The 19,645-nt window shown below is 71.6% G+C and carries 21 protein-coding genes; 13 read left to right on the plus strand and 8 right to left on the minus strand.

Annotated elements, in window-relative coordinates:
- The first annotated feature begins 69 nt into the window (after positions 1-69).
- A complete protein-coding gene (locus Srubr_RS22975; protein WP_189997293.1) occupies positions 70-1,329 on the plus strand; it encodes a cation:proton antiporter domain-containing protein in 1,260 nt (419 codons plus the stop codon).
- A gap of 53 nt (positions 1,330-1,382) precedes the next feature.
- Here the strand turns inward: Srubr_RS22975 and Srubr_RS22980 are convergent, their stop codons facing one another.
- Complete coding sequence (locus Srubr_RS22980) at positions 1,383-1,925, minus strand: hypothetical protein (RefSeq protein ID WP_229926811.1); 543 nt, start codon at positions 1,923-1,925, stop codon at positions 1,383-1,385.
- Between the two features lie 228 nt (positions 1,926-2,153).
- Between Srubr_RS22980 and Srubr_RS22985 the strand changes: the two genes are divergently transcribed.
- Both Srubr_RS22985 and Srubr_RS22990 read left to right on the plus strand, forming a co-directional pair.
- Positions 2,154-2,513, plus strand: coding sequence for a DUF6204 family protein (locus Srubr_RS22985; protein ID WP_189997294.1), 360 nt, complete (start codon positions 2,154-2,156; stop codon positions 2,511-2,513).
- A gap of 53 nt (positions 2,514-2,566) precedes the next feature.
- The gene (locus Srubr_RS22990) at positions 2,567-3,013 is read left to right on the plus strand and encodes a MarR family winged helix-turn-helix transcriptional regulator (RefSeq protein WP_189997295.1); all 447 of its coding nucleotides are present in this window, start codon (positions 2,567-2,569) and stop codon (positions 3,011-3,013) included.
- Between the two features lie 376 nt (positions 3,014-3,389).
- Here the strand turns inward: Srubr_RS22990 and Srubr_RS22995 are convergent, their stop codons facing one another.
- Complete coding sequence (locus Srubr_RS22995) at positions 3,390-3,800, minus strand: pyrophosphohydrolase domain-containing protein (RefSeq protein WP_189997296.1); 411 nt, start codon at positions 3,798-3,800, stop codon at positions 3,390-3,392.
- Between the two features lie 99 nt (positions 3,801-3,899).
- Between Srubr_RS22995 and Srubr_RS23000 the strand changes: the two genes are divergently transcribed.
- Complete coding sequence (locus Srubr_RS23000; protein ID WP_189997297.1) at positions 3,900-4,898, plus strand: TAXI family TRAP transporter solute-binding subunit; 999 nt, start codon at positions 3,900-3,902, stop codon at positions 4,896-4,898.
- Between the two features lie 63 nt (positions 4,899-4,961).
- Here Srubr_RS23000 and Srubr_RS23005 read toward each other — a convergent pair whose 3' ends face one another.
- Together Srubr_RS23005 and Srubr_RS23010 are read right to left on the minus strand one after the other, a co-directional pair.
- Positions 4,962-6,392 (minus strand): sensor histidine kinase, encoded by a 1,431-nt coding sequence (locus Srubr_RS23005; RefSeq protein WP_189997298.1) that lies wholly within the window; start codon positions 6,390-6,392, stop codon positions 4,962-4,964.
- Positions 6,393-6,401: 9 nt separating this feature from the next.
- Positions 6,402-7,088, minus strand: a complete 687-nt coding sequence (locus Srubr_RS23010; RefSeq protein ID WP_189997299.1) for a response regulator transcription factor — start codon at positions 7,086-7,088, stop codon at positions 6,402-6,404.
- 296 nt (positions 7,089-7,384) lie between these two features.
- Here Srubr_RS23010 and Srubr_RS23015 point away from each other — a divergent pair, with 296 nt between their 5' ends.
- From Srubr_RS23015 to Srubr_RS23045, 8 genes are all read left to right on the plus strand, one after another.
- Positions 7,385-8,161 carry an amino acid ABC transporter ATP-binding protein gene (locus tag Srubr_RS23015; RefSeq protein WP_189997300.1) on the plus strand — a complete coding sequence of 259 codons (777 nt, stop codon included), beginning with the start codon at positions 7,385-7,387 and terminating at the stop codon, positions 8,159-8,161.
- Positions 8,162-8,225: 64 nt separating this feature from the next.
- The gene (locus Srubr_RS23020) at positions 8,226-9,056 is read left to right on the plus strand and encodes a glutamate ABC transporter substrate-binding protein (protein ID WP_189997301.1); all 831 of its coding nucleotides are present in this window, start codon (positions 8,226-8,228) and stop codon (positions 9,054-9,056) included.
- A gap of 75 nt (positions 9,057-9,131) precedes the next feature.
- Positions 9,132-9,800, plus strand: a complete 669-nt coding sequence (locus Srubr_RS23025; protein WP_189997302.1) for an amino acid ABC transporter permease — start codon at positions 9,132-9,134, stop codon at positions 9,798-9,800.
- Positions 9,797-10,693, plus strand: a complete 897-nt coding sequence (locus tag Srubr_RS23030) for an amino acid ABC transporter permease (protein ID WP_189997303.1) — start codon at positions 9,797-9,799, stop codon at positions 10,691-10,693. Before Srubr_RS23025 ends, Srubr_RS23030 begins: the two co-directional genes overlap by 4 nt.
- Positions 10,694-10,870: 177 nt before the next feature.
- Entirely contained in the window at positions 10,871-12,553 is a 1,683-nt protein-coding gene (locus Srubr_RS23035) for an FAD-dependent monooxygenase (protein WP_189997304.1), read from the plus strand.
- Positions 12,554-12,812: 259 nt separating this feature from the next.
- Entirely contained in the window at positions 12,813-12,884 is a 72-nt protein-coding gene (locus Srubr_RS42095; protein ID WP_332836340.1) for a putative leader peptide, read from the plus strand.
- 67 nt (positions 12,885-12,951) lie between these two features.
- The gene (locus Srubr_RS23040) at positions 12,952-13,491 is read left to right on the plus strand and encodes a cupin domain-containing protein (protein WP_189997305.1); all 540 of its coding nucleotides are present in this window, start codon (positions 12,952-12,954) and stop codon (positions 13,489-13,491) included.
- Positions 13,488-13,928, plus strand: coding sequence for a rhodanese-like domain-containing protein (locus tag Srubr_RS23045; RefSeq protein ID WP_229926812.1), 441 nt, complete (start codon positions 13,488-13,490; stop codon positions 13,926-13,928). The genes Srubr_RS23040 and Srubr_RS23045 overlap by 4 nt, the downstream gene beginning before the upstream one ends.
- 252 nt (positions 13,929-14,180) lie before the next feature.
- Here the strand turns inward: Srubr_RS23045 and recX are convergent, their stop codons facing one another.
- From recX to Srubr_RS23065, 4 genes are all read right to left on the minus strand, one after another.
- Positions 14,181-15,116 (minus strand): recombination regulator RecX, encoded by a 936-nt coding sequence (recX, locus tag Srubr_RS23050; RefSeq protein ID WP_189997306.1) that lies wholly within the window; start codon positions 15,114-15,116, stop codon positions 14,181-14,183.
- A gap of 3 nt (positions 15,117-15,119) precedes the next feature.
- Positions 15,120-16,250 (minus strand): recombinase RecA, encoded by a 1,131-nt coding sequence (gene recA, locus Srubr_RS23055; RefSeq protein ID WP_030608882.1) that lies wholly within the window; start codon positions 16,248-16,250, stop codon positions 15,120-15,122.
- A 702-nt stretch (positions 16,251-16,952) separates the two neighbouring features.
- Entirely contained in the window at positions 16,953-18,203 is a 1,251-nt protein-coding gene (locus Srubr_RS23060; RefSeq protein ID WP_373313577.1) for an AI-2E family transporter, read from the minus strand.
- Positions 18,204-18,377: 174 nt separating this feature from the next.
- Positions 18,378-18,572 carry a DUF3046 domain-containing protein gene (locus Srubr_RS23065; protein WP_030608876.1) on the minus strand — a complete coding sequence of 65 codons (195 nt, stop codon included), beginning with the start codon at positions 18,570-18,572 and terminating at the stop codon, positions 18,378-18,380.
- A 79-nt stretch (positions 18,573-18,651) separates the two neighbouring features.
- Here Srubr_RS23065 and Srubr_RS23070 point away from each other — a divergent pair, with 79 nt between their 5' ends.
- Positions 18,652-19,596: a prenyltransferase/squalene oxidase repeat-containing protein gene (locus Srubr_RS23070; RefSeq protein ID WP_189997307.1), complete on the plus strand. Its 945-nt coding sequence runs from the start codon at positions 18,652-18,654 to the stop codon at positions 19,594-19,596.
- Positions 19,597-19,645 lie beyond the last annotated feature (49 nt).

Consider the following 19,645-nt stretch of genomic DNA (forward strand, 5'->3'; position numbering starts at 1 on the left):
GCTGGGCACGTCTACGGCACCTCAATAGTTCCGGGCGGCACACGCGGCCCGTCGTCAAGGCAGGTACCGATGACTACGAACCAGCTGTTCGCACTCTTTTGCGACCTCGCCCTCATCATCGTGCTCGCCCGGATACTGGGCGCCGCGGCGCAGCGATTATCCCAGCCCGCGGTCATCGGAGAAGTGCTCGCGGGAATTCTGCTCGGCCCCACTCTCCTGGGTCATTCCGTGCCGGAATTCCTGTTTCCCCCCGGGGTACGGCCGATGCTCACCGCACTCGCCGATGTGGGCATGGCCGTATTCATGTTCATCGTGGGTCTGGAACTGGACCGGAAGATCCTGCGCGGCACCGGACGGCTGGCCGTCACCGTGGCGGTCTCCTGCATCCTGCTGCCGTTCGTACTCGGCACGCTGCTCGCCCTGGTGCTGGCCGAGGAGCACGCCCAGGGGCACCGGCTGGGTTTTGTGCTCTTCATGGGCACGGCGATGTCGGTGACCGCTTTCCCGGTGCTGGCGCGGATCCTCACGGACCGCAAGATGCAGCACACCCCGATCGGCGGGCTGGCGCTGGCCTGCGCCGCGATCGGTGACGTGCTCGCCTGGTGCATGCTCGCCGCCGTGGTGGCCCTGGTCGGCGGAGGGGGTGGCGACCAGTGGCTCCTGCTGCTGCTCGTGCCGTACGCCGGGGTGATGGTGTGGGTGGTCCGTCCGTTGCTGCGCAGGCTGGTCGTCGCCGGCGGCTCCCGGCTGACCCCGGCGGTGCTGACGGTCGTGCTCGCGGGGCTTCTCGTCTCGGGGGCGGTCACCGAGCGGATCGGCCTGCATTTCATCTTCGGCGCTTTCCTTTTCGGCGTGGTGATGCCGAAGGAATCCACAGAGCGGCTGCGCGCGGACATCGTCAACCGGATCGGCGATGTGAGCGGTCAGTTGCTGCAACCGGTCTTCTTCATCATCGTGGGCCTGAAAGTCGACCTGTCGGATCTGGGCGGGTCGGGTTGGCTGGACTTCGCGCTCATTCTGCTCGTGGCGGTCAGCGGGAAATTCGTCGGCGCGTTCCTGAGCGCCCGGGCCTTCCGCGTCACGGCGCGCCAGTCGGCGGTTCTCGCCACGCTCATGAACACCAGAGGACTCACCGAACTGATCATTCTGACCGCCGGGCTGCAACTCGGCGTCCTGGACGAGCGCTTGTACTCGCTGATGGTCGTGATGGCGGTCGTGACGACGGCGATGGCCGGTCCGCTGCTCGCCGTCCTGCGGCCGCGCGCCCTGGCCGACCAGGACCCCGTCATCCCGGTCCGCAACGCCCAGCCGCCGGCCACCAAGCGCTGAACCCGCACGCTGCCGGCCCACCGGGCCGTGCGGCCGTGGTGCCGGCTCAGCCCTCACCGCCCCGTATCCGCCCCGTACGCGCCCAGTTCGGTCCGTATCGCGCGCCGTGTCCGCCGTAGCCGGCCCCACAGTTCGTCGATGCCCTCCCGCACGGCCTCGGGCGAGTCCCCGGCGCGCGGGGTGCCGTCGTCCAGGCGCCGGACCATGCCGTACACCGCCCCCAGGTCGTGGCTGAGGTCGGCCACGAGGTCGAGCACCCGCTCCGGCAGCCGCATCTGGGCCTCGGCGTAGACGTCCCGGTAGTGGTCGCGTGCCTGTGTGAGCCGCTGCCGTACGATCCGCGGTTCCTCGTCCCGGCCCAGCGCGTGCACCTGGTCGGTGAGCGCGGCCAGGTACTGCCGGGCGGAGGCGTTCAGGGCCACGGAGCAGGCGCGCAGTTCCTGGGCGTGCCGGCGTCGCTCCCGTACCTGCTCGACGCGGTCCAGTTCGCGCCGCCGGCCGCGGTCGGCCGCGCGCTGGGTCAGCAGCGCGGACAACAGCGTCCCGACGACTCCCACGACCGCGACCACGGGCGCGGTCGCATCCCCGAGGTCCACCCCGCCTCCACACCGTAGTTCCGCCACGTTCAGGTAAGCACCGGGATCCGGCCCGGTGAAGGGCCGGCCCGGACCTCGCCCGGTGTTCGCCCCGCCACCGACCGGGCCGGACGGCACCACCGGCGCCTCCGGTGGCCCCAGAGCCGACCGAGTCCGTGACCCCTCCCTGCCCTACGGCGCCCGGAAACCCGGTGGAGGTCCCCGCTCTGCCCTGCCTACAGTCGCGGGATGACCACACGGACCTTCCGCATCACCGTCCGCGGCGCCTTCGACGGCCTCACCGAAGCACAGCGCGCCGCCCTCCTCGCCGACGCCGCCGAACACGACGTCCTGCGCGCCGCGTTCACGCCCGAGGGAACGCTCACCTACGACATCGCCGCCCGGCCCGCCTTCGTCTTCCGCTTCTCCGCCACGGGCGAGAAGGAGGAGGACATCCTGGAGGCGACCGAGCGGGCCGAGGAGGCGGCCACATCCTGGCTCACCGGGCGCGGCTACGGCTACAAGCAGCTGCGGTCCACCGCCGAGGACCTCTCCCAGGCCCCCTTGGGCAAGCGACAGCGCCGCGCCGCCCGGGCGTCCGGCTCCTGAACCACGCCCATAAACTTGAGTAGTCAAGGAGTCGGCAAGGGAAGGCGGGCGCGATGAGCGAGGAGGCGCTGGACGCGGCGCTGCGGCTGGTACGGGCCCAGACGGCGCTGGTACGGCGCTTCGACGCGCGGCTCGGCGGGCTGCACGGCGTCAGCCTCGCCGATTTCACGCTGCTGCTCCGGCTGGCACAGGCACCCGGCGCCCGGATGCGCCGGGTCGACCTGGCCGAGGCACTGGGGCTGACCGCCTCCGGGGTCACGCGCGGACTCGCCCCGCTGGAGCGGATCGGGCTGGTGACCCGGGAGCCGGACGCCCGGGACGCGCGCGTGGCGTACGCGGCGCTGACCGGGACGGGCCGGCGGCGGCTGACGGAGATGCTGGCCACCGCCCGGGAGACGGCCGCCGAGATCTTCACCGGCCTGGACTGGCCCCCGGCCGACCTCGCCCGCCTCACGGCCCTGCTGACCCGCCTGGGCGGCACGGGCCTGAAGGGCCCCTGACCCACACCGCCCGAACACACCCCGTCCCGGCGAACGCACACCGACGGGACCCTGAACGACCCGGCCCGGCAGGGATGCGCCGGCCGGCACACTGAACCACTCGACCTGGCAGGCGTGCGCCGGCGGGACACTGAACCACCCGGCCCGGCTGGCATGCGTCGATGGAACGCTGAACGACCCGGCCCTGGCAGGCGCGCGGCCACGGGACACCGAACCGCCCAATGCACCCCGCACCCCGTGCCCCGCACCCCGCATCCCGCAGGCATACGTCGACGGGACACGGGCCTACCTGGCCCGGCGCTCCCCGGTCCCCGCCGGCGTGCGCCGGCGGAAGGCCGGTGCGTCTCGGCCGGTGCCTCCTGGCCGGCCCTGTGCGTCAGGCGCCGTCGCCGCCCGGTATCCACCCCTGGCGGCGCAGTACGGCGGAGACGTCCGGGGCGCGGTAGTGCTCCCCCTTGAGCACCTTGCCGTCGGCCCGGCGGGCGACTTGTCCATCCGGACCGAGCTTGCTCATGTTGGCGCGGTGGATCTCGGCGATCACCTCGTCGAGGTCGATGCCGTGCACCAGGGCCGTGCCGTAGGCCACGTACACCACGTCGGCCAGTTCGTGCGCGAGCCGGTCCAGCGGGCCCTGGACCGCGACCTCGGCGACCTCCGCCGCCTCCTCGGCGAGGAGTTCACCCCGGTGGGCGGCCAGGCCGGGGTCCACCTCCGTCGGGGTGTCGCGCACGTCGAGGCCGAAGGCGCGGTGGAACTCGTGGACGAGGCGGGCGGGCGAAGTGCTCATGCGGCGACTCTAACGGGCGGCACTGACAACGCCCGCCGGCCGCGATCTCTGTGCCCCCGGCCCTGGTCACCTCCGTGGCCCTGCTGGCAGGATCGCCGCATGTCCAAGAGGTTCCCCCGGGTCGGCAGGCGCGCGGCGCTGCGAGGCGCGGCCGTCGGTGTCGTGGCGCTCGGGCTGCTGTTGTGGTGGCTGCTGCCGCTGGGCGAGAAGCCGCCGAGCGGGACGATCGTGTTCAGCACGGGTACGCCCCGCGGGGTGTACCAGGAGTACGGCGAGCGCCTGCGCACCGAGATGGGCGAGGACATGCCGGGACTGACGGTGAACCTGCTCCACAGCGCCGGTTCCCAGGAGAACGTGGAGCGGCTGGCGTCCGGGCGGGCGGACTTCACCATCGCGGCGGCCGACGCGGTGGCGGCGTACGGGCTCCGGCAGGGCAAGGGTGCCGAGCGGCTGCGCGGGGTGGCCCGGCTCTACGACGACTACGTGCAGCTCATCGTGGCCCCGGGCTCGGGCATCAACGACGTCAAGCAGCTGCGGCACAAGCGGGTGGCGATCGGACAGCCGGATTCGGGGGTGCGGCTGATAGCCGAGCGGGTGCTCGGGGCCGCCGATATCGATCCACGCAAGGACATCATCCCGACCTCGGACGGCATCGACACCGGGCCGGGACGGCTGCGGGAGGGGAAGATCGACGCCTTCTTCTGGTCCGGCGGGCTGCCCACGAAGGGGCTGGCCGCGCTGGCGCAGAAGGGTGCCTTCCAGTTCGTGCCGATCGGCGACGAGTTGGTCGCCAAGCTGCACGACCAGGGCGAGTGGGCGCGTTACTACCGGCCCACGAAGATCCCCGAATCGGCCTACCCGAACGTGCAGCGGGGGGCCGAGGTGCCGACGATCGCCGTGTCCAACGTGCTGGTGACCCGTACGGACGTCGATCCCCGGCTGACCGAGTGGGTGACCCGCACGGTGATCAAGAGCCGGGACGGCATCGGCGCCCATGTCCACTCCGCGCAACTGGTCGACCTGCGCACCGCCATCTACACCGACCCGCTGCCGCTCCAGGAGGGCGCCCGGCGCTACTACCGGTCGGTCAAGCCCTGACGGCCGGCCGGCGTACGCGGTACGGCCGGGTGGCTCGGGGCGCGTTCGGTGTGCGCCGTGCGCCTAGCGGGCGCCCGGAGTCGGCTCGGCGGTCGGTGGGTGCCGTGGCACGCTGACGGCGACCCGTAGTCCGCGCGGCTCGTGGTGGGCGAAGTCGACCGAGCCGCCGCCCGCCGCGAGCAGGGCGCGGGTGATGGACAGGCCCAGGCCCGAGCCCTTGACGTTCTGGTGCCGGCCGCTGCGCCAGAACCGGTCGCCCACGCGCGCGAGTTCCTCGTCGGTGAGGCCGGGCCCGGTGTCCGTGACGACGACCGTGGTGGTGTCGCCGTCGGCGGAGACGGCGACCTCGACCGTGCCGCCCTCGGGGGTGAACTTCACGGCGTTGTCGATCACCGCGTCCAGAGCGCTGGACAGGGCGATCGGGTCGGCCCAGGCGGTGGTGGGCGGGCAGTCGCCGGTCAGGCTCACGCCCTTGGCCCCGGCGGCCGGTGCCCAGGCGGCCACCCGCTCCCCGGCCAGCGCGCCGATGTCGGTCAGCCCCAGGTCGGCCTCCGCGTGCTCGGCCAGCGCCAGGTCGAGCAGGTCGTCCAGGACCTGCGCAAGGCGCTTGCCCTCGGCGCGGACCGAAGCGATCTCCGCGTGGTCCTCGGGGAGTTCGAGGGCGAGCAGTTCGATGCGCAGCAGCAGCGCCGCGAGCGGGTTGCGCAACTGGTGCGAGGCGTCGGCGACGAAGGCGCGCTGCTGCTCCAGCACGGCCTCGACGTTGTGCGCCATCTCGTTGAACGATCGGGCCAGCCGTCTGAGTTCCGGCGGCCCGCCGGCCACCGCGACCCGGGATTTGAGCCGCCCGGTGGCGATGTCGTGCGTGGTGGCGTCCAGGACCCTGACCGGCTTGAGCACCCAGCCGGTCAGCCGGAGCGCGGCGCCGACGGCGAGCAGCATGGCCGCGATCTCCCCGGCTCCTATGACCAGCCAGCCGCGCAAAATCCGGGAACGCAGTTGCTCGGTGGGCGAGTCGGTGACCACGACGGCGACGACGTCCCCGTCCCGGATCACCGGTGAGGCGACGACGAGCCGACTGTGCTGCCAGGGCCAGGCCTGCGGCGGGTCGTGGCTGCGCCGGCTGAGCAACGCCTCGTCGAACGCCCGGCGTACCTCACCCGCGCGCGGGACGAACCAGTCGCCGGGCGCGTTGGCCATCGCCTCCGTACCGTTGCGGTAGAAGACACCCACGCGTATGCCGTAGACGTCGTAGTAGCTCTCCAGTTCGCTGCGCAGACTCGCCCGGCGCTCGTCCGCGGTGGTGCGGCGCGATCCGCCGGGCCCGTCGGTGACGAACTGGGCGAGCGCGGCGAACCGGGCCGTGTCGTCCATCCGGTCGACGACGACCCGTTGCTGCTGTGCGGCGGCCAGGCTGCCGGCGAGCGGGATGCCGAGCGCGAGCAGGACGGCCGCCAGCAGCACGATGAGCAGCGGGAGGAGACGTGTGCGCACCCGTCCCCGCTAGGCGGCCGGGGCGACGAGCCGGTAGCCGACGCCGCGTACGGTCTCGATCAGCGCGGGCTGGCGCAGTTTGGCGCGCAGGGAGGCGACGTGCACCTCCAGGGTGCGGCCGGTGCCCTCCCAACTGGTGCGCCAGACCTCGCTGATGATCTGCTCGCGCCGGAAGACCACGCCGGGCCGCTGCGCGAGCAGGGCGAGCAGGTCGAACTCCTTGCGGGTCAACTGGATCGCCGCGCCGTCCACGCTGACCTGGCGGGTGGGCAGTTCGATCCGGACGGAGCCGAGCAGCAGGGCGCTCTCGCCGCCGGTGACGGGGTCTTCCTGAACGGTGCGCCGGCTGACGGCGTGGATCCGGGCGAGCAGTTCCCCGGTGTCGTACGGCTTGACCACGTAGTCGTCGGCGCCCAGGTTGAGGCCGTGGATGCGGGAGCGTACGTCGGCGCGGGCGGTGACCATGATCACCGGGGTGCTGGTGCGCTTGCGTATCTTGCCGCAGACCTCGTAGCCGTCCTGGTCGGGCAGGCCGAGGTCGAGCAGTACGACGCCGAAGCCGTTGCCCTCGGGGACGAGCGCCTGGAGGGCCTCCTCGCCGCTGCGCGCGTGGGTGACCTGGAAGCCGTGGCGCGCGAGGACGGCGGACAGGGCCGCGGCGACGTGGTTGTCGTCCTCGACGAGCAGCAGTCTCATTCCGGCCCCCTCCGGTTCAGCGGTCGTACGGTCTCGGTTTCCGTCGTTCTTGTAGATCACGGGCACGCGCGCGTGCACCATGGCAGTGACGCCGATGGAGGAGGACGGCGTCAAGGGGGTTCGGGTTGCCCGCCTCTTCCGTTATCCGGCCGATACGCGCACGGCCCCCAAGTGCTACGACACGTGTCCGATTGCTACCGGATCGTGATGCTCAGATCTCCCTCAGATGTGATGACGCAGGTCACAGCGCCTCACTACTGTCCTCGGAAACCCGAGGAGGACGGAGCCTGAGAGCGATGACCAAAGTAACGGTGGCCAAGGAAGACGTGGCCACGTCCGACGAACTGGTCGTCCTGAAGAGCGTCAACAAGCACTTCGGCGCGTTGCACGTGCTCCAGGACATCGACCTGACGATCGCCCGCGGCGAGGTCGTCGTGGTCATCGGGCCCTCCGGGTCCGGTAAGTCGACGCTGTGCCGCACCATCAACCGCCTGGAGACGATCGACTCGGGCACGATCACGATCGACGGCAAGCCGCTGCCGCACGAGGGCCGGGAGCTGGCCCGGCTGCGGGCGGACGTCGGGATGGTGTTCCAGTCGTTCAACCTGTTCGCGCACAAGACCGTGCTCGAGAACGTGACGCTGGGTCAGGTCAAGGTCCGCAAGGCGGACAAGAAGGAGGCCGAGGAGAAGGCCCGGGCGCTGCTCGACCGGGTCGGCGTGGGCACCCAGGCCGACAAGTACCCCGCCCAGCTGTCCGGCGGTCAGCAGCAGCGGGTCGCGATCGCGCGGGCGCTGGCGATGGACCCGAAGGTCATGCTCTTCGACGAGCCGACCTCCGCGCTCGACCCCGAGATGATCAACGAGGTCCTGGAGGTCATGCAGCAGCTCGCGCGCGAGGGCATGACGATGATCGTCGTCACGCACGAGATGGGTTTCGCGCGGTCGGCCGCGAACCGGGTCGTCTTCATGGCGGACGGGCGGATCGTTGAACAATCCTCGCCCGACCAGTTCTTCAACAACCCGCGCAGCGACCGGGCCAAGGACTTCCTGTCCAAGATCCTGCACCACTGACCGGCACGGCCCCCTCCCCCCGCGCCTCAGGACTCGTTCCTCACCACTCAGAAGGATGTTCACGATGAAGCTCCGCAAGGTCACCGCCGCCTCGGCCGTCCTCCTCGCCCTGTCCGTGGCCGCCACCGCGTGCGGCGGCGACAAGGACGACAAGGGCTCCGGCGGTGGCAAGAAGATCACCATCGGCATCAAGTTCGACCAGCCGGGCATCGGCCAGAAGACGCCGAAGGGGTACTCGGGTTTCGACGTCGAGGTGGCCACCTATGTCGCCGAGAAGCTCGGCTACAAGGAGGACCAGATCGAGTGGACGGAGTCGAAGAGCGCCGACCGCGAGACCATGCTCCAGCGCGGTGACGTCGACTTCATCGTCGCCTCCTACTCCATCACCCCGGAGCGCCAGAAGTCGGTCGACTTCGCCGGCCCGTACCTGCTGGCCCACCAGGACGTGCTGGTCCGCGCGGACGACACCTCCATCAAGTCGGCGCAGGACCTGAACAAGGCGCGGCTGTGCTCGGTCACCGGCTCCACCTCGGCGCTGAACGTCAAGGAGAAGCTGGCCCCCAAGGCGCAGCTCCAGAAGTACCCGACGTACTCGGCCTGTCTGACCGGTCTGCAGAACAAGGCGATCGACGCCCTGACCACGGACGACTCGATCCTGGCCGGCTACGCCTCGCAGTCCCAGTTCAAGGGCAAGTTCAAGCTCGGCGGCCTGAAGATGACGAACGAGAACTACGGCATCGGTGTCAAGAAGGGCAGCGACCTCAAGGACAAGATCAACAAGGCCCTTGAGGCGATGGTCTCCGACGGTTCCTGGCAGAAGGCCGTGGACAAGAACCTCGGCCCGGCCGGCTACAAGAACGAGCCCGCCCCGAAGATCGGCGACATCAAGAGCTGAGGCAACGCCCGGCGGGTGCGCCGTCCGTGAGGGCGGCGCACCCGGGCATCCCTACACGCGGAAGCGCGGGAGAACGTGTTCGACTTTCTTGACGACTACGACGTATTGGGCGCCTTCTGGACGACGGTGCAGCTCACCCTGTTGTCCGCCGCGGGCTCCCTGATCTGGGGCACGCTGCTGGCCGCCATGCGGGTGGGCCCGGTGCCGTTGATGCGCGGCTTCGGCACCGCCTACGTGAACATCGTGCGGAACATCCCGCTCACGGTGATCATCCTGTTCTCCTCGCTCGGCCTGTACCAGACGCTGAGGATCACTCTCGGCGCCGGCGACATCGTGGACACGGCCAACTTCCGGCTGGCCGTCCTCGGGCTGATCGTCTACACGTCGGCCTTCGTGTGCGAGGCGATCCGCTCCGGCATCAACACGGTGCCGGTCGGCCAGGCGGAGGCCGCGCGCGCCATCGGCCTGAGCTTCACCCAGGTGCTGTTCCTGGTCGTGCTGCCACAGGCGTTCCGCGCGGCCGTCGGCCCGCTGGCCAACGTACTCATCGCGTTGACGAAGAACACGACAGTGGCGGCGGCGATCGGCGTCGCCGAGGCGGCACTGCTGATGAAGGACATGGTCGAGAGGGAGGCGCAGTTGCTGCTGATCTCGGCGATCATCGCCTTCGGCTTCTGCTGCCTGACCCTGCCGACCGGCCTGATCCTCGGCTGGGTGGGCAAGAAGGTGGCGGTGAAGCGATGAGTTCGGTCCTGTACGACGCCCAGGGGCCGCGCGCCAAGCGGCGCAACATCCTCTACACGGTGGTCTTCCTCGCCGCCCTCGCGGCCCTCGTGTGGTGGGTGTACACCGCCCTGGACGAGAAGAATCAGCTGGACTGGGCGCTGTGGAAGCCCTATCTCGGCGGCGGTACCGAGGCGTACTCGACGTATATATGGCCCGGTCTCCAGAACACGCTGAAGGCGGCCGCGCTGTCCATGGTCATCGCGCTGCCCCTGGGCGCCGTCCTCGGTATCGCCCGGCTGTCGGACCACGTCTGGGTGCGGGTGCCGGCGGCGGTCGTCGTGGAGTTCTTCCGCGCGATCCCCGTCCTGGTCCTCATGATCTTCGGTCTGGCGCTCTTCTCCCAGTACACCGACGTCAGCTCGGACGACCGCCCGTTCTACGCGGTCGTCACCGGCCTGGTGCTGTACAACGCCTCCGTCCTCGCCGAGATCGTCCGCGCGGGCATCCTCTCCCTGCCGAAGGGCCAGTCCGAGGCGGCCATGGCGATCGGCCTGCGCAAGGGGCAGGTGATGCGGACCATCCTGCTGCCGCAGGCGGTCACCGCGATGCTCCCCGCGATCGTCAGCCAGCTGGTGGTCATCGTGAAGGACACCGCCCTCGGCGGCGCCGTCCTCACCTTCCCCGAACTGCTCGCCTCCGCGAACACGGCGAGCGCCTACTACGGCGCCAACACGATCGCCTCCTTCACGATCGTCGCCGTGATCTACCTGATCATCAACTTCTCGCTGACCACGTTCGCGAGCTGGCTGGAGGGCCGGCTGCGGCGGCGCAAGAAGTCGACCGGCGCGGTGCTGAGCGTCGAGGACACGGCCGGCATCCCCGGCCACGCGGGCACCGGAACCTCTGCCTGACGGAAAGTCAGACCCGAACGCACCACCCGGGGGCAATGGCATGATCGCCACTGCCCCCGGTCGCTTGACGCGAACTCTGCCAATGGGTTGCATACGTTTTGTGATCGTGCACCCCGCTCCTCCTTCCTGTTCACTTGTCTCCGTCAGGGCATCGTCACGGGCAGGGGGCGTCGCACCATGGACCCGGTGATCATCGTCGGAGCGGGACCCGTCGGACTCACGCTCGCCCTGCTCCTGACCCGTCAGAACGTGCCCGTCGTCGTCCTGGACGAGGGCCCCGGCAAGGACGAGCCCCGCCCGGCGCGCACCGTCGTTCTGCGCGAGGACACGGCCGCCCTGCTGGAACGGCTGACCGGGGTGGCGCTCGGCGACCACGGGGTGCGCTGGGCCGGATGGCGGTCCGTCAGGCGCAAGCAGGTGATGACGGAGATCGCCTTCGCCGAGGGCGACCCCGCCGCTCCCCTGCACATCGCCCAGCACATCGTGACGAACGCCCTGCGCGCCGCCCTCGCCGGCGAGCCGCTGGCCGAGGTGGCCACCGACAGCCGCCTGGCCGCCGTCGAGCAGGAGCGGTCCGGCGTCAGCGCGCACACCCGCGGCCCGAAGACGACCTGGTGGCGCGGCAGTTACCTGGTCGGCTGCGACGGCCCCCGCTCGACCGTGCGCAAGCTCCAGGACATCCGCTTTCCCGGCCGTACGGCGGTGGAACGGCACGCGGTCGCCACACTGCGGACGGAACTTCCGTGGGAGGGCCATGCGTTGCTCCACCGGATGCCGCCGTGGAAGTCGTCCGGGCCCTCGGCCGGGGAGGTGACCGCCCGCCCCCTCCCGGACGGCGCCTGGCGCCTGGACTGGCTGCTGCCGCCGGGCAAGGACCTGGTCACGCCCGAGGTCGTGCTCACCCGCATCCACGAGACCCTCACGGGCTGGACGGGCAGTGACGCACCGGCGTACGACCTGCTCGACACCGGTGTCCACACGGTGCACCACCGGCTGGCCCGCCGGTGGCGCGCCGGCCGGGTCTTCCTCGCCGGGGACGCGGCCCATCTGCTCGGCGCGTTCGGCACCCAGGGGCTCGACGAGGGGCTGCGGGACGCCGACAACCTCGCCTGGAAGCTGGCCGCGGCCTGGCATCACGGCCCGCACGAGGCCCTGCTGGACAGCTACCAGACCGAGCGGCGCGCGATGGTCGCCGCCCGGCTGCGCGCCGCCGACCAGGCGCTGCCGGTGCTGCGCGGCGGCGGGCTGCGCGGCATCGTCCCGGGCGCGGCGCGCGGGCAGGACGCGCAGTTCACCGACGGCCACCTGGGGCGCGGTGCGCTGGGCGCGCCCGGCGGCCACGCCGGCTCGCCGCTCATGCCCCGGCACCTGGAGGCGGCGATCCCCGTCGACACCCCTCCCGGCGCCCAGGTGACCGACGTCCGGGTCACGGCGGAGGACGGCTCCTTCGTCCGGCTGCGGGACCGGCTCGGCCGCGGCGCGCTGCTGGTCGTGCTGATCGCGCCGGGTACGGGGGTGTGGGACCGCAAGCACTGGGTCTCCGCCGGCGTGATGCCCCGGCTCGCGGCGGCCGTGACCGCGCTCCCGCACCCCGCGGAGCTGCTGGTCGCCGAGAGCTACCCGGGCGCGCCGGCGCACAGCGTGCTGCTGGTACGCCCCGACGGCCACCTGGTCACCGCGCTGAGCGGGGTCCGCCCCGCCGACCTGTACACGGCGGCCGAGGCCACGCTGGGAGGCTCGGCACCGGAGGCGGAGCCGGAGACGGAACCGGGGGCGGAGCAGGAGCCGGAGCGGGAGCAGGAGGAGCAGCCGGTGAGTGAGCGGGCGGCAACGGCGGAAGCGGGCTCGGGCCTGCGCTGACGCACCACTCGGGGGCGGAGGAGGAGGGGCCCGGCTCCGGACGGTCCGCCCCCGGCCCCAGGCTCGAACGGAGGTGCCCGAGCCCGGACCGCCAGGCTCGAACAGAGGTGCCCGAGCCCCGGTCGCGCCGGGCGCTGCGCGGGTGGCGTTCGCCTCCGGCCTGCGCCGATTCCGCGCTCCCGCCCTCCGTCCACGGGGTGACACTCGGTTGACCGGGGTGGGCCGGCATGCTGTACTCCCGATCGTGACCGACACCTACGTGCGCCTGTGGCGGAGGGTCCACATGGACCTCGTCCGCTACGCGGGCTGCGTGTGTCGCACGTCCTGCTGAATTCGCCTCCCTTTCCTCACCGGGCGCCGTCGCGCGCCCGTTTCCGCGAACTTCCAGGACGGTGCTCGTGTCTGTCCCTTCCTCCCTGCCCGCCCCCGTGTCCACCGCCGCCACGCCGCCCACGCAGGCGGATCTCCTCGACTTCGTCCGGCGTACGGCGGCCGACGCCGAGCTGATCGCCTCCCTCCCGCTCGACCCGGAAGGCCGCACCTGGGTACGGCTCAAGGGGCCCGGCGGCAGCGAGGCCTGGCTGATCGGCTGGCCGCCCGGCACCGGCACGGGCTGGCACGACCACGCCGACTCGGTCGGCGCCTTCCTCACCGCCTCGGGCGAGCTGACCGAGAACTCCCTCGCCGCCCGGCTGCCCACCGACGGCTGGAAGACCCTGGAACTCACCGACGGGGTGGACCGCGTACGCCGGCTGCCCGCCGGACAAGGCCGCGCCTTCGGCCGCCACCATGTGCACGAGGTGCTCAACGAGTCCACGGAGCGACACGCGATCTCCGTCCACGCCTACTACCCGCCGCTCCCCCAGATCCGTCGTTACAGTCGCACCGGCCAGGTCCTGCGCCTGGAGCAGGTCGAACGCCCGGAGGACTGGCAGTGAGCGACACCGGCGAACAGCCGACGGCAACCGGAACGACCGGCGAACGGCCGCCCGGCATCGACGAGCTGCTGGAGCGGGTCCGCGCGGGCTACCGGCGCATCGAGGCGCGGGAGGCGCACAAGGCGGCTCTCACCGGTGACGCGCTGCTGGTCGACATCCGGTACGCGGCTCTGCGCGAACGGGACGGGCTCATCCCGGGTGCCGTCGTGGTCGAGCGCAACGAGCTGGAGTGGCGCCTCGATCCCCAGGGCAGCCACCGTCTGCCCGAGGCCACCGGACACGACCTGCGCATCGTGGTGGTCTGCAACGAGGGGTATGCCTCCAGTCTCGCCGCCGCCTCCCTCCACCAGTTGGGCCTGCACCGGGCGACGGACCTGGTGGGCGGCTTCCAGGCGTGGCGGGCGGAGGGCCTGCCGGTGGAGCCGGCGACGGCCTGAGGACAGCGCAGGCGCTGCGGACACGGGTACGCGTCACGGCCGCCGGTGTCACTCCCTCGCCGTGTCGGCCGTCACCGCCCGCACTCGTAGCGCCGTGCGTCCCGGCACGGCGCCGGCCACCAGCGCGAGAAGGCCGGCGAACCCGACGTATAGCGCGGAGTGACCGTGGGTGCGGCCCGGCCCGGGGAAGCCCCGTGTCCCCGAGCGATCAGCAGCCCTCGCGCTCCCGAGGACGCCGGTCCGTTCCCTGGCTCAGAAGTCCCCGTCCCCGAGGAACTCGGTGTCCTCTCCCTCTTCCTCCAGCGCTTGGCGGACGACGCGCAGGGCCATGCCCTCGGGATAGCCCTTGCGGGCGAGCATGCCCGCGAGGCGGCGGAGCCGCTTGTCGCGGTCCAGGCCCCGGGTGGCACGCAGCTTGCGGGCGACGAGTTCCCGGGCGGTCGTCTCCTCCTGCTCTGAGTCGAGCTGGGCGACGGCGTCCTCGATCAGCGCCGAGTCGACGCCCTTGGTCCGGAGTTCCCGGGCGAGGGCGCGGCGGGCGAGTCCCCGCCCGTGGTGCCGGGACTCCACCCAGGCGTCCGCGAAGGCGCCGTCGTCGATGAGCCCGACCTCCTCGAACCGGTCCAGCACCTCCTGGGCTACGTCCTCGGGGATCTCCCGTTTGCGCAGGGCGTCCGCGAGTTGCTTGCGGGTGCGCGGGGTCCCGGTGAGCAGGCGCAGGCAGATCGCCCGGGCCCGCTCAGCCGGGTCCCCTGAAGACTCCCCCCGCTCGTCCCTCGCCGAGGAGGAGGCGCCTTCGTTCTCACCGGGCGCGTCCCCGAAACCGCGCCGCCGGCCACGCCCGCGGCCCCCGCCCCGCGCGCCACCGGTTCCCCCGGAACCCCGGCCACGGGGTGAACCGCCCCCGTGCGGCTCACCACCCAGGTCGCCCGCGTCCGGGCCACCGTCGCCCCCGTACCCGCCGGTGCCGTCGTAGGGACCGGATCCGCCGTAGGCGTCGGCTCCCTCGTGATCCCGCCGGTCTCGGTTCCGCCCGCGTCTGCCCAGCTCGCCGCGTTCGCCGTACTCGCCGTACCGGTGTCCGTCGTCACCGTCCGGGGAGGAGTCCGGGTAGCCCCCAGTGCCCCTCCCCCGCAGGGCACCGGGGGTGGCGTACTCGTACTCGGCCCAGTCGGTTCGCCGTGTCACGGGTCAGCTCTTGGCCGCGGCGGCCTTGGGCTTGGTGGCCTTGGCGGCTGCCGGGACGGCTGCGGACTTGGCGGCGTCCCCGGCCGCCGCGGTGGTGACCGCCGCGTCGGCGCCCGGCTCGGCGGCGGGCTCCTCCGGGCGGACTCCCACGCCCAGCTTCTCCTTGATCTTCTTCTCGATCTCGTTGGCCAGGTCGGGGTTGTCCTTGAGGAAGTTGCGCGCGTTCTCCTTGCCCTGGCCGAGCTGGTCGCCCTCGTACGTGTACCAGGCGCCGGCCTTGCGCACGAAGCCGTGCTCCACGCCCATGTCGATCAGGCCGCCCTCGCGGCTGATGCCCTGGCCGTAGAGGATGTCGAACTCGGCCTGCTTGAAGGGCGGCGCGACCTTGTTCTTGACGACCTTGCAGCGGGTGCGGTTGCCGACCGCCTCCGTGCCGTCCTTCAGGGTCTCGATGCGGCGGATGTCGATGCGCACCGAGGCGTAGAACTTCAGCGCCCGGCCACCGGTCGTGGTCTCGGGGGAGCCGAACATCACGCCGATCTTCTCGCGGAGCTGGTTGATGAAGATGGCGGTGGTCTTGGACTGGTTGAGCGCGCTGGTGATCTTCCGCAGCGCCTGGCTCATCAGGCGGGCCTGGAGACCGACGTGGCTGTCGCCCATCTCGCCCTCGATCTCCGCGCGCGGGACGAGCGCGGCGACCGAGTCGATGACGATGAGGTCGAGGGCGCCGGAGCGGACCAGCATGTCCACGATCTCCAGAGCCTGCTCGCCGTTGTCCGGCTGGGAGAGGATCAGGTTGTCGATGTCGACGCCGAGCTTGCGCGCGTACTCGGGGTCGAGGGCGTGCTCGGCGTCCACGAAGGCGACCTGGCCGCCGGCCTTCTGCGCGTTCGCCACGGCGTGCAGGGTCAGGGTCGTCTTACCGGAGGACTCCGGTCCGTAGATCTCCACGACACGGCCGCGCGGCAGGCCACCTACGCCGAGGGCGACGTCGAGCGCGGTCGAGCCGGTCGGGATGACCTCGATGGGCTCCTTCGACCGCTCGCCCATGCGCATGACCGCGCCCTTGCCGAATTGCCGTTCAATCTGCGCGAGCGCGGCGTCGAGCGCCTTCTCGCGGTCGGTTCCTGCCATGGGTTCCACCCGGTTTGCTTGAGTCGATCGCTTCACGTCAAAGACGCTAACGCCTGCCACTGACAATGCGCCCCGACGCGGGCCCGGCCTGTGGATAACTGTGGGACATTTCCCAGCATGGCAGGGCGAATACCCCAGTCAGCAGCCTGGCCTGAGCCTCAATAAGAATGGATGTTCGATTTTTGTGTCAAGCGGACCGCCAACCGCTCCGGCTCAGGGCCGGACGGCCGGCACGGAGCACGCCGGCACGCCGCAGAGCACGAGCTGAACCGCCCCGAGACCACGGTGCCCGAGCCGCAGCAGCACACCGCCCGTCACGCCGACCACCAGGGCCAGAGCGCCGAACGACCACACCGGCGCCCAGTCCGCGGACGGCGCGCCGGCAGGCGCGGAGCCGGTGTCCGTCCGGCCCAGCCCCGCGCCAGGAGCAGGACGGCGACCAGCAAGCCGGCCGCGGCGTCCACCAGCAACCTGAGGACCAGGAGACAGCCCGCGGTGAACGCGCCCCTCTCACCGGCAGACTGCTTGTTGTTACGCCCGGTCATAGCCACACGGTCGCGCGGAACCCTCCTCCGACCTGTCCGTGGCAGACCCGCAACCCAGGCGTACTCCGGTCTTCATGGACCCGGCGTGGCGGGCGCCGCGCCGCCGACCCGCACCTCCCGGCACGATCGGGCGCGACGCCGGTCCGCGCGAGCGTCCCTACGATCCTGCCCGCCCGCCCGAGCGGCGGGCGAGCAAAAGCCGTCGCGCGCGCGTGAGCGCCCCGGGGCCGGACGGCGTCCTGCTGCGGTGTCCGTGCACCCGGGGGTCGTCCGTGACGGCGTACCGCTTCACGTATGCCCCTAGGAACGCCTGGAGGGTGGCCACCGCCGGGATGGCGATCAGCGCGCCGACCGCGCCCAGCAGCGCGGTGCCGGCGATGACCGAGCCGAAGGCGACCGCCGGGTGGATGTCGACGGTCTTGGCGGTCAGTTTGGGCTGGAGCATGTAATTCTCGAACTGCTGGTAGATCACGACGAAGCCCAGCACCCACACCGCGTACCAGGGGTCGACGGTGAACGCGATCAGCATCGGCAGCGCGCCCGCGAGGTAGGTCCCGATGGTGGGGATGAACTGCGAGACCAGGCCCACCCAGACACCGAGCACGGGCGCGTACGGCACGCCCATGATCTCCAGCAGGATGTAGTGCGCGATCCCGGAGATGAGCGCCATGAGACCGCGTGAGTAGAGATAGCCGCCCGTCTTGTCGACGGCGATCTCCCAGGCGCGCAGCACCTCGGCCTGGCGCGCGGGCGGCAGGACGGAGCACAGGCCGCGCCGCAGCCGGGGGCCGTCCGCGGCGAAGTAGAACGAGAACAGGCCGACCGTGAGCAGCTGGAAGAGCCCGCCGAGCACCTGGGTGGACACGTCGAGGACGCCGGCCGCGCTGTTCTGCACGTACTTGCGCAGCCAGTCGGAGTGGAGCAGGCCCTCCTGGATGTCCACCCGTTTGAGCTCGGTGTGGAAGGTGTGGTTGGTCCAGTTGATCAGCGAGTCGAGGTACTCCGGGAAGCCCTCGACCATCTTGATGATCTGGCCGGCCAGCATCGAGCCGAGCAGGGTGACGAACCCGGCTATGACGACGGTCAGCCCGAAGAAGACCAGGAAGGTGGCGAGCCCCCTGCGTATGCCGCGGGCCGCCATCCGGCTCACCGCCGGCTCGACCGCGAGGGCCAGGAAGAACGCGATCAATATGTTGATCAACAGTCCGGTCAGCTGGTGGAAGGCCCAGCTGCCCAGCTGGAACGCGGCGATCAGCGCGAGCGCGAGCACCATGGCGCGGGGCAGCCAGCGCGGCATCCGGCCGCCCGGCGCGACGGCGCCGGCCAGCGAGGACCGGCCGGACGGTGCCGTCACGGCCGGTGCTGCCTGCCGGACGGACGGCTCGCCGTCCTCGGCGGTGGGTGCCAGGGATTCCTCGTCAGTGGATGCCACTCGCCCAGTCTCGCCCACGCCACCGACAACCGGGGCCCGTGCGCGGTCCTCGGGACGGATCGGAACCGTACTGTCGATTTTCCGACCAGCGCATACCGGCGAATCCGGCGTTTCAGTGGTCTGTGACACACCCGGTGCCCCGGCGGCCCGTCAGCGCCTCTCGCCCGGCACGTCCATGACCGCGCAGACCACGCGCCACACGTCCTTGGCCTCCCAGCCCGCGTCCAGCGCCTCGTTCACCGTGCGTCCGCCCAGCTCGGACATCACGTGATCGCGCGCGAAGGTTTCGGCGTACCCCGGACCGAAGTGTTCCGCCATTCGCTGCCAGAAGACCGTCAACCGCATGACTCCAGTATCCCGCCCCCGGGGGTGGGCCTGCCCCGGAGCGCCTGCCGGGACCGCTTTCCGCCCTACGGTCTGACCCATGGCAGATTCAGGAGTCTCCCCGCTCCCCTCCACGCCCCCGGCGCGCTCCCCGCTCTTCCGCGCCGAACAGTTCATGTGGCTCACCGCACGCGTACTGGAGCAGCGTCTCTTCGCCCACCACTTCCTGCACGACTGCCCGGACGCGGTGGAAACGGCGCTGGACGCCTACCGCAACGAGGACGGCGGGTACGGGCACGCGCTGGAGCCCGATCTGCGCGGGCCCGTCAGCCAGCCCCTGCACACCGCGCGCGCCCTGCGCGTGCTGGACACCGTCGGGCGCTGCGGCGGGCAGCGGGTGGAGCGCGTGTGCCGCTACCTGACCTCCGTCTCCACCCCGGACGGCGCCCTGCCCGCGGTCCATCCCGGCCAGCGCGGCTATCCGACGGCGCCGTTCCTCACGGTCGTCGACAACCCGCCCAGCGAGCTGCTGACCACCGGCCCGGTGGTCGGGCTGCTGCACCGCAACGAGGTGTGGCACGCCTGGCTGTTCCGGGCCACCGACTACTGCTGGCAGGCGGTGGAGTCCCTGGAGAAGTCACACCCCTACGAGGTGCAGGCAGCCGTGGCCTTCCTGGACTCCGCTCCCGACCGCCCGCGCGCTCAGGCCGCCGCCGACCGGCTGGGCCGCCTGGTGCGGGAGCAGCGGCTGGCGGCGCTGGACCCGGACCGCCTGGACGCGTTCCCGGTCGCCGCCGGCTACGCCCCGGGGGAGCACCACTTCCCGCACGACTTCGCCCGCAGCCCGGACTCGCTCGCGCGCGCGTGGTTCACGGACGACGAGATGGCGCGCTCCCTGGACCACCTGGCCGCCGGACAGCAGGAGGACGGGGGCTGGCCCGTCACCTGGCGGCAGTGGGCCCCGGCGCCCACGCTGGAGGCTCGTCCCGTGGTGACGATCGAAGCCCTGCGCACCCTGCGGGCCTACGGCCGCTTCGTGGGCTGAGCCACCGCCCCGGGCCCTGCCCCGCCCCGGCGGACCGGGCCCGGCCGGC

It is taken from the genome of Streptomyces rubradiris, from assembly GCF_016860525.1.
Lineage (GTDB): Bacteria > Actinomycetota > Actinomycetes > Streptomycetales > Streptomycetaceae > Streptomyces > Streptomyces rubradiris.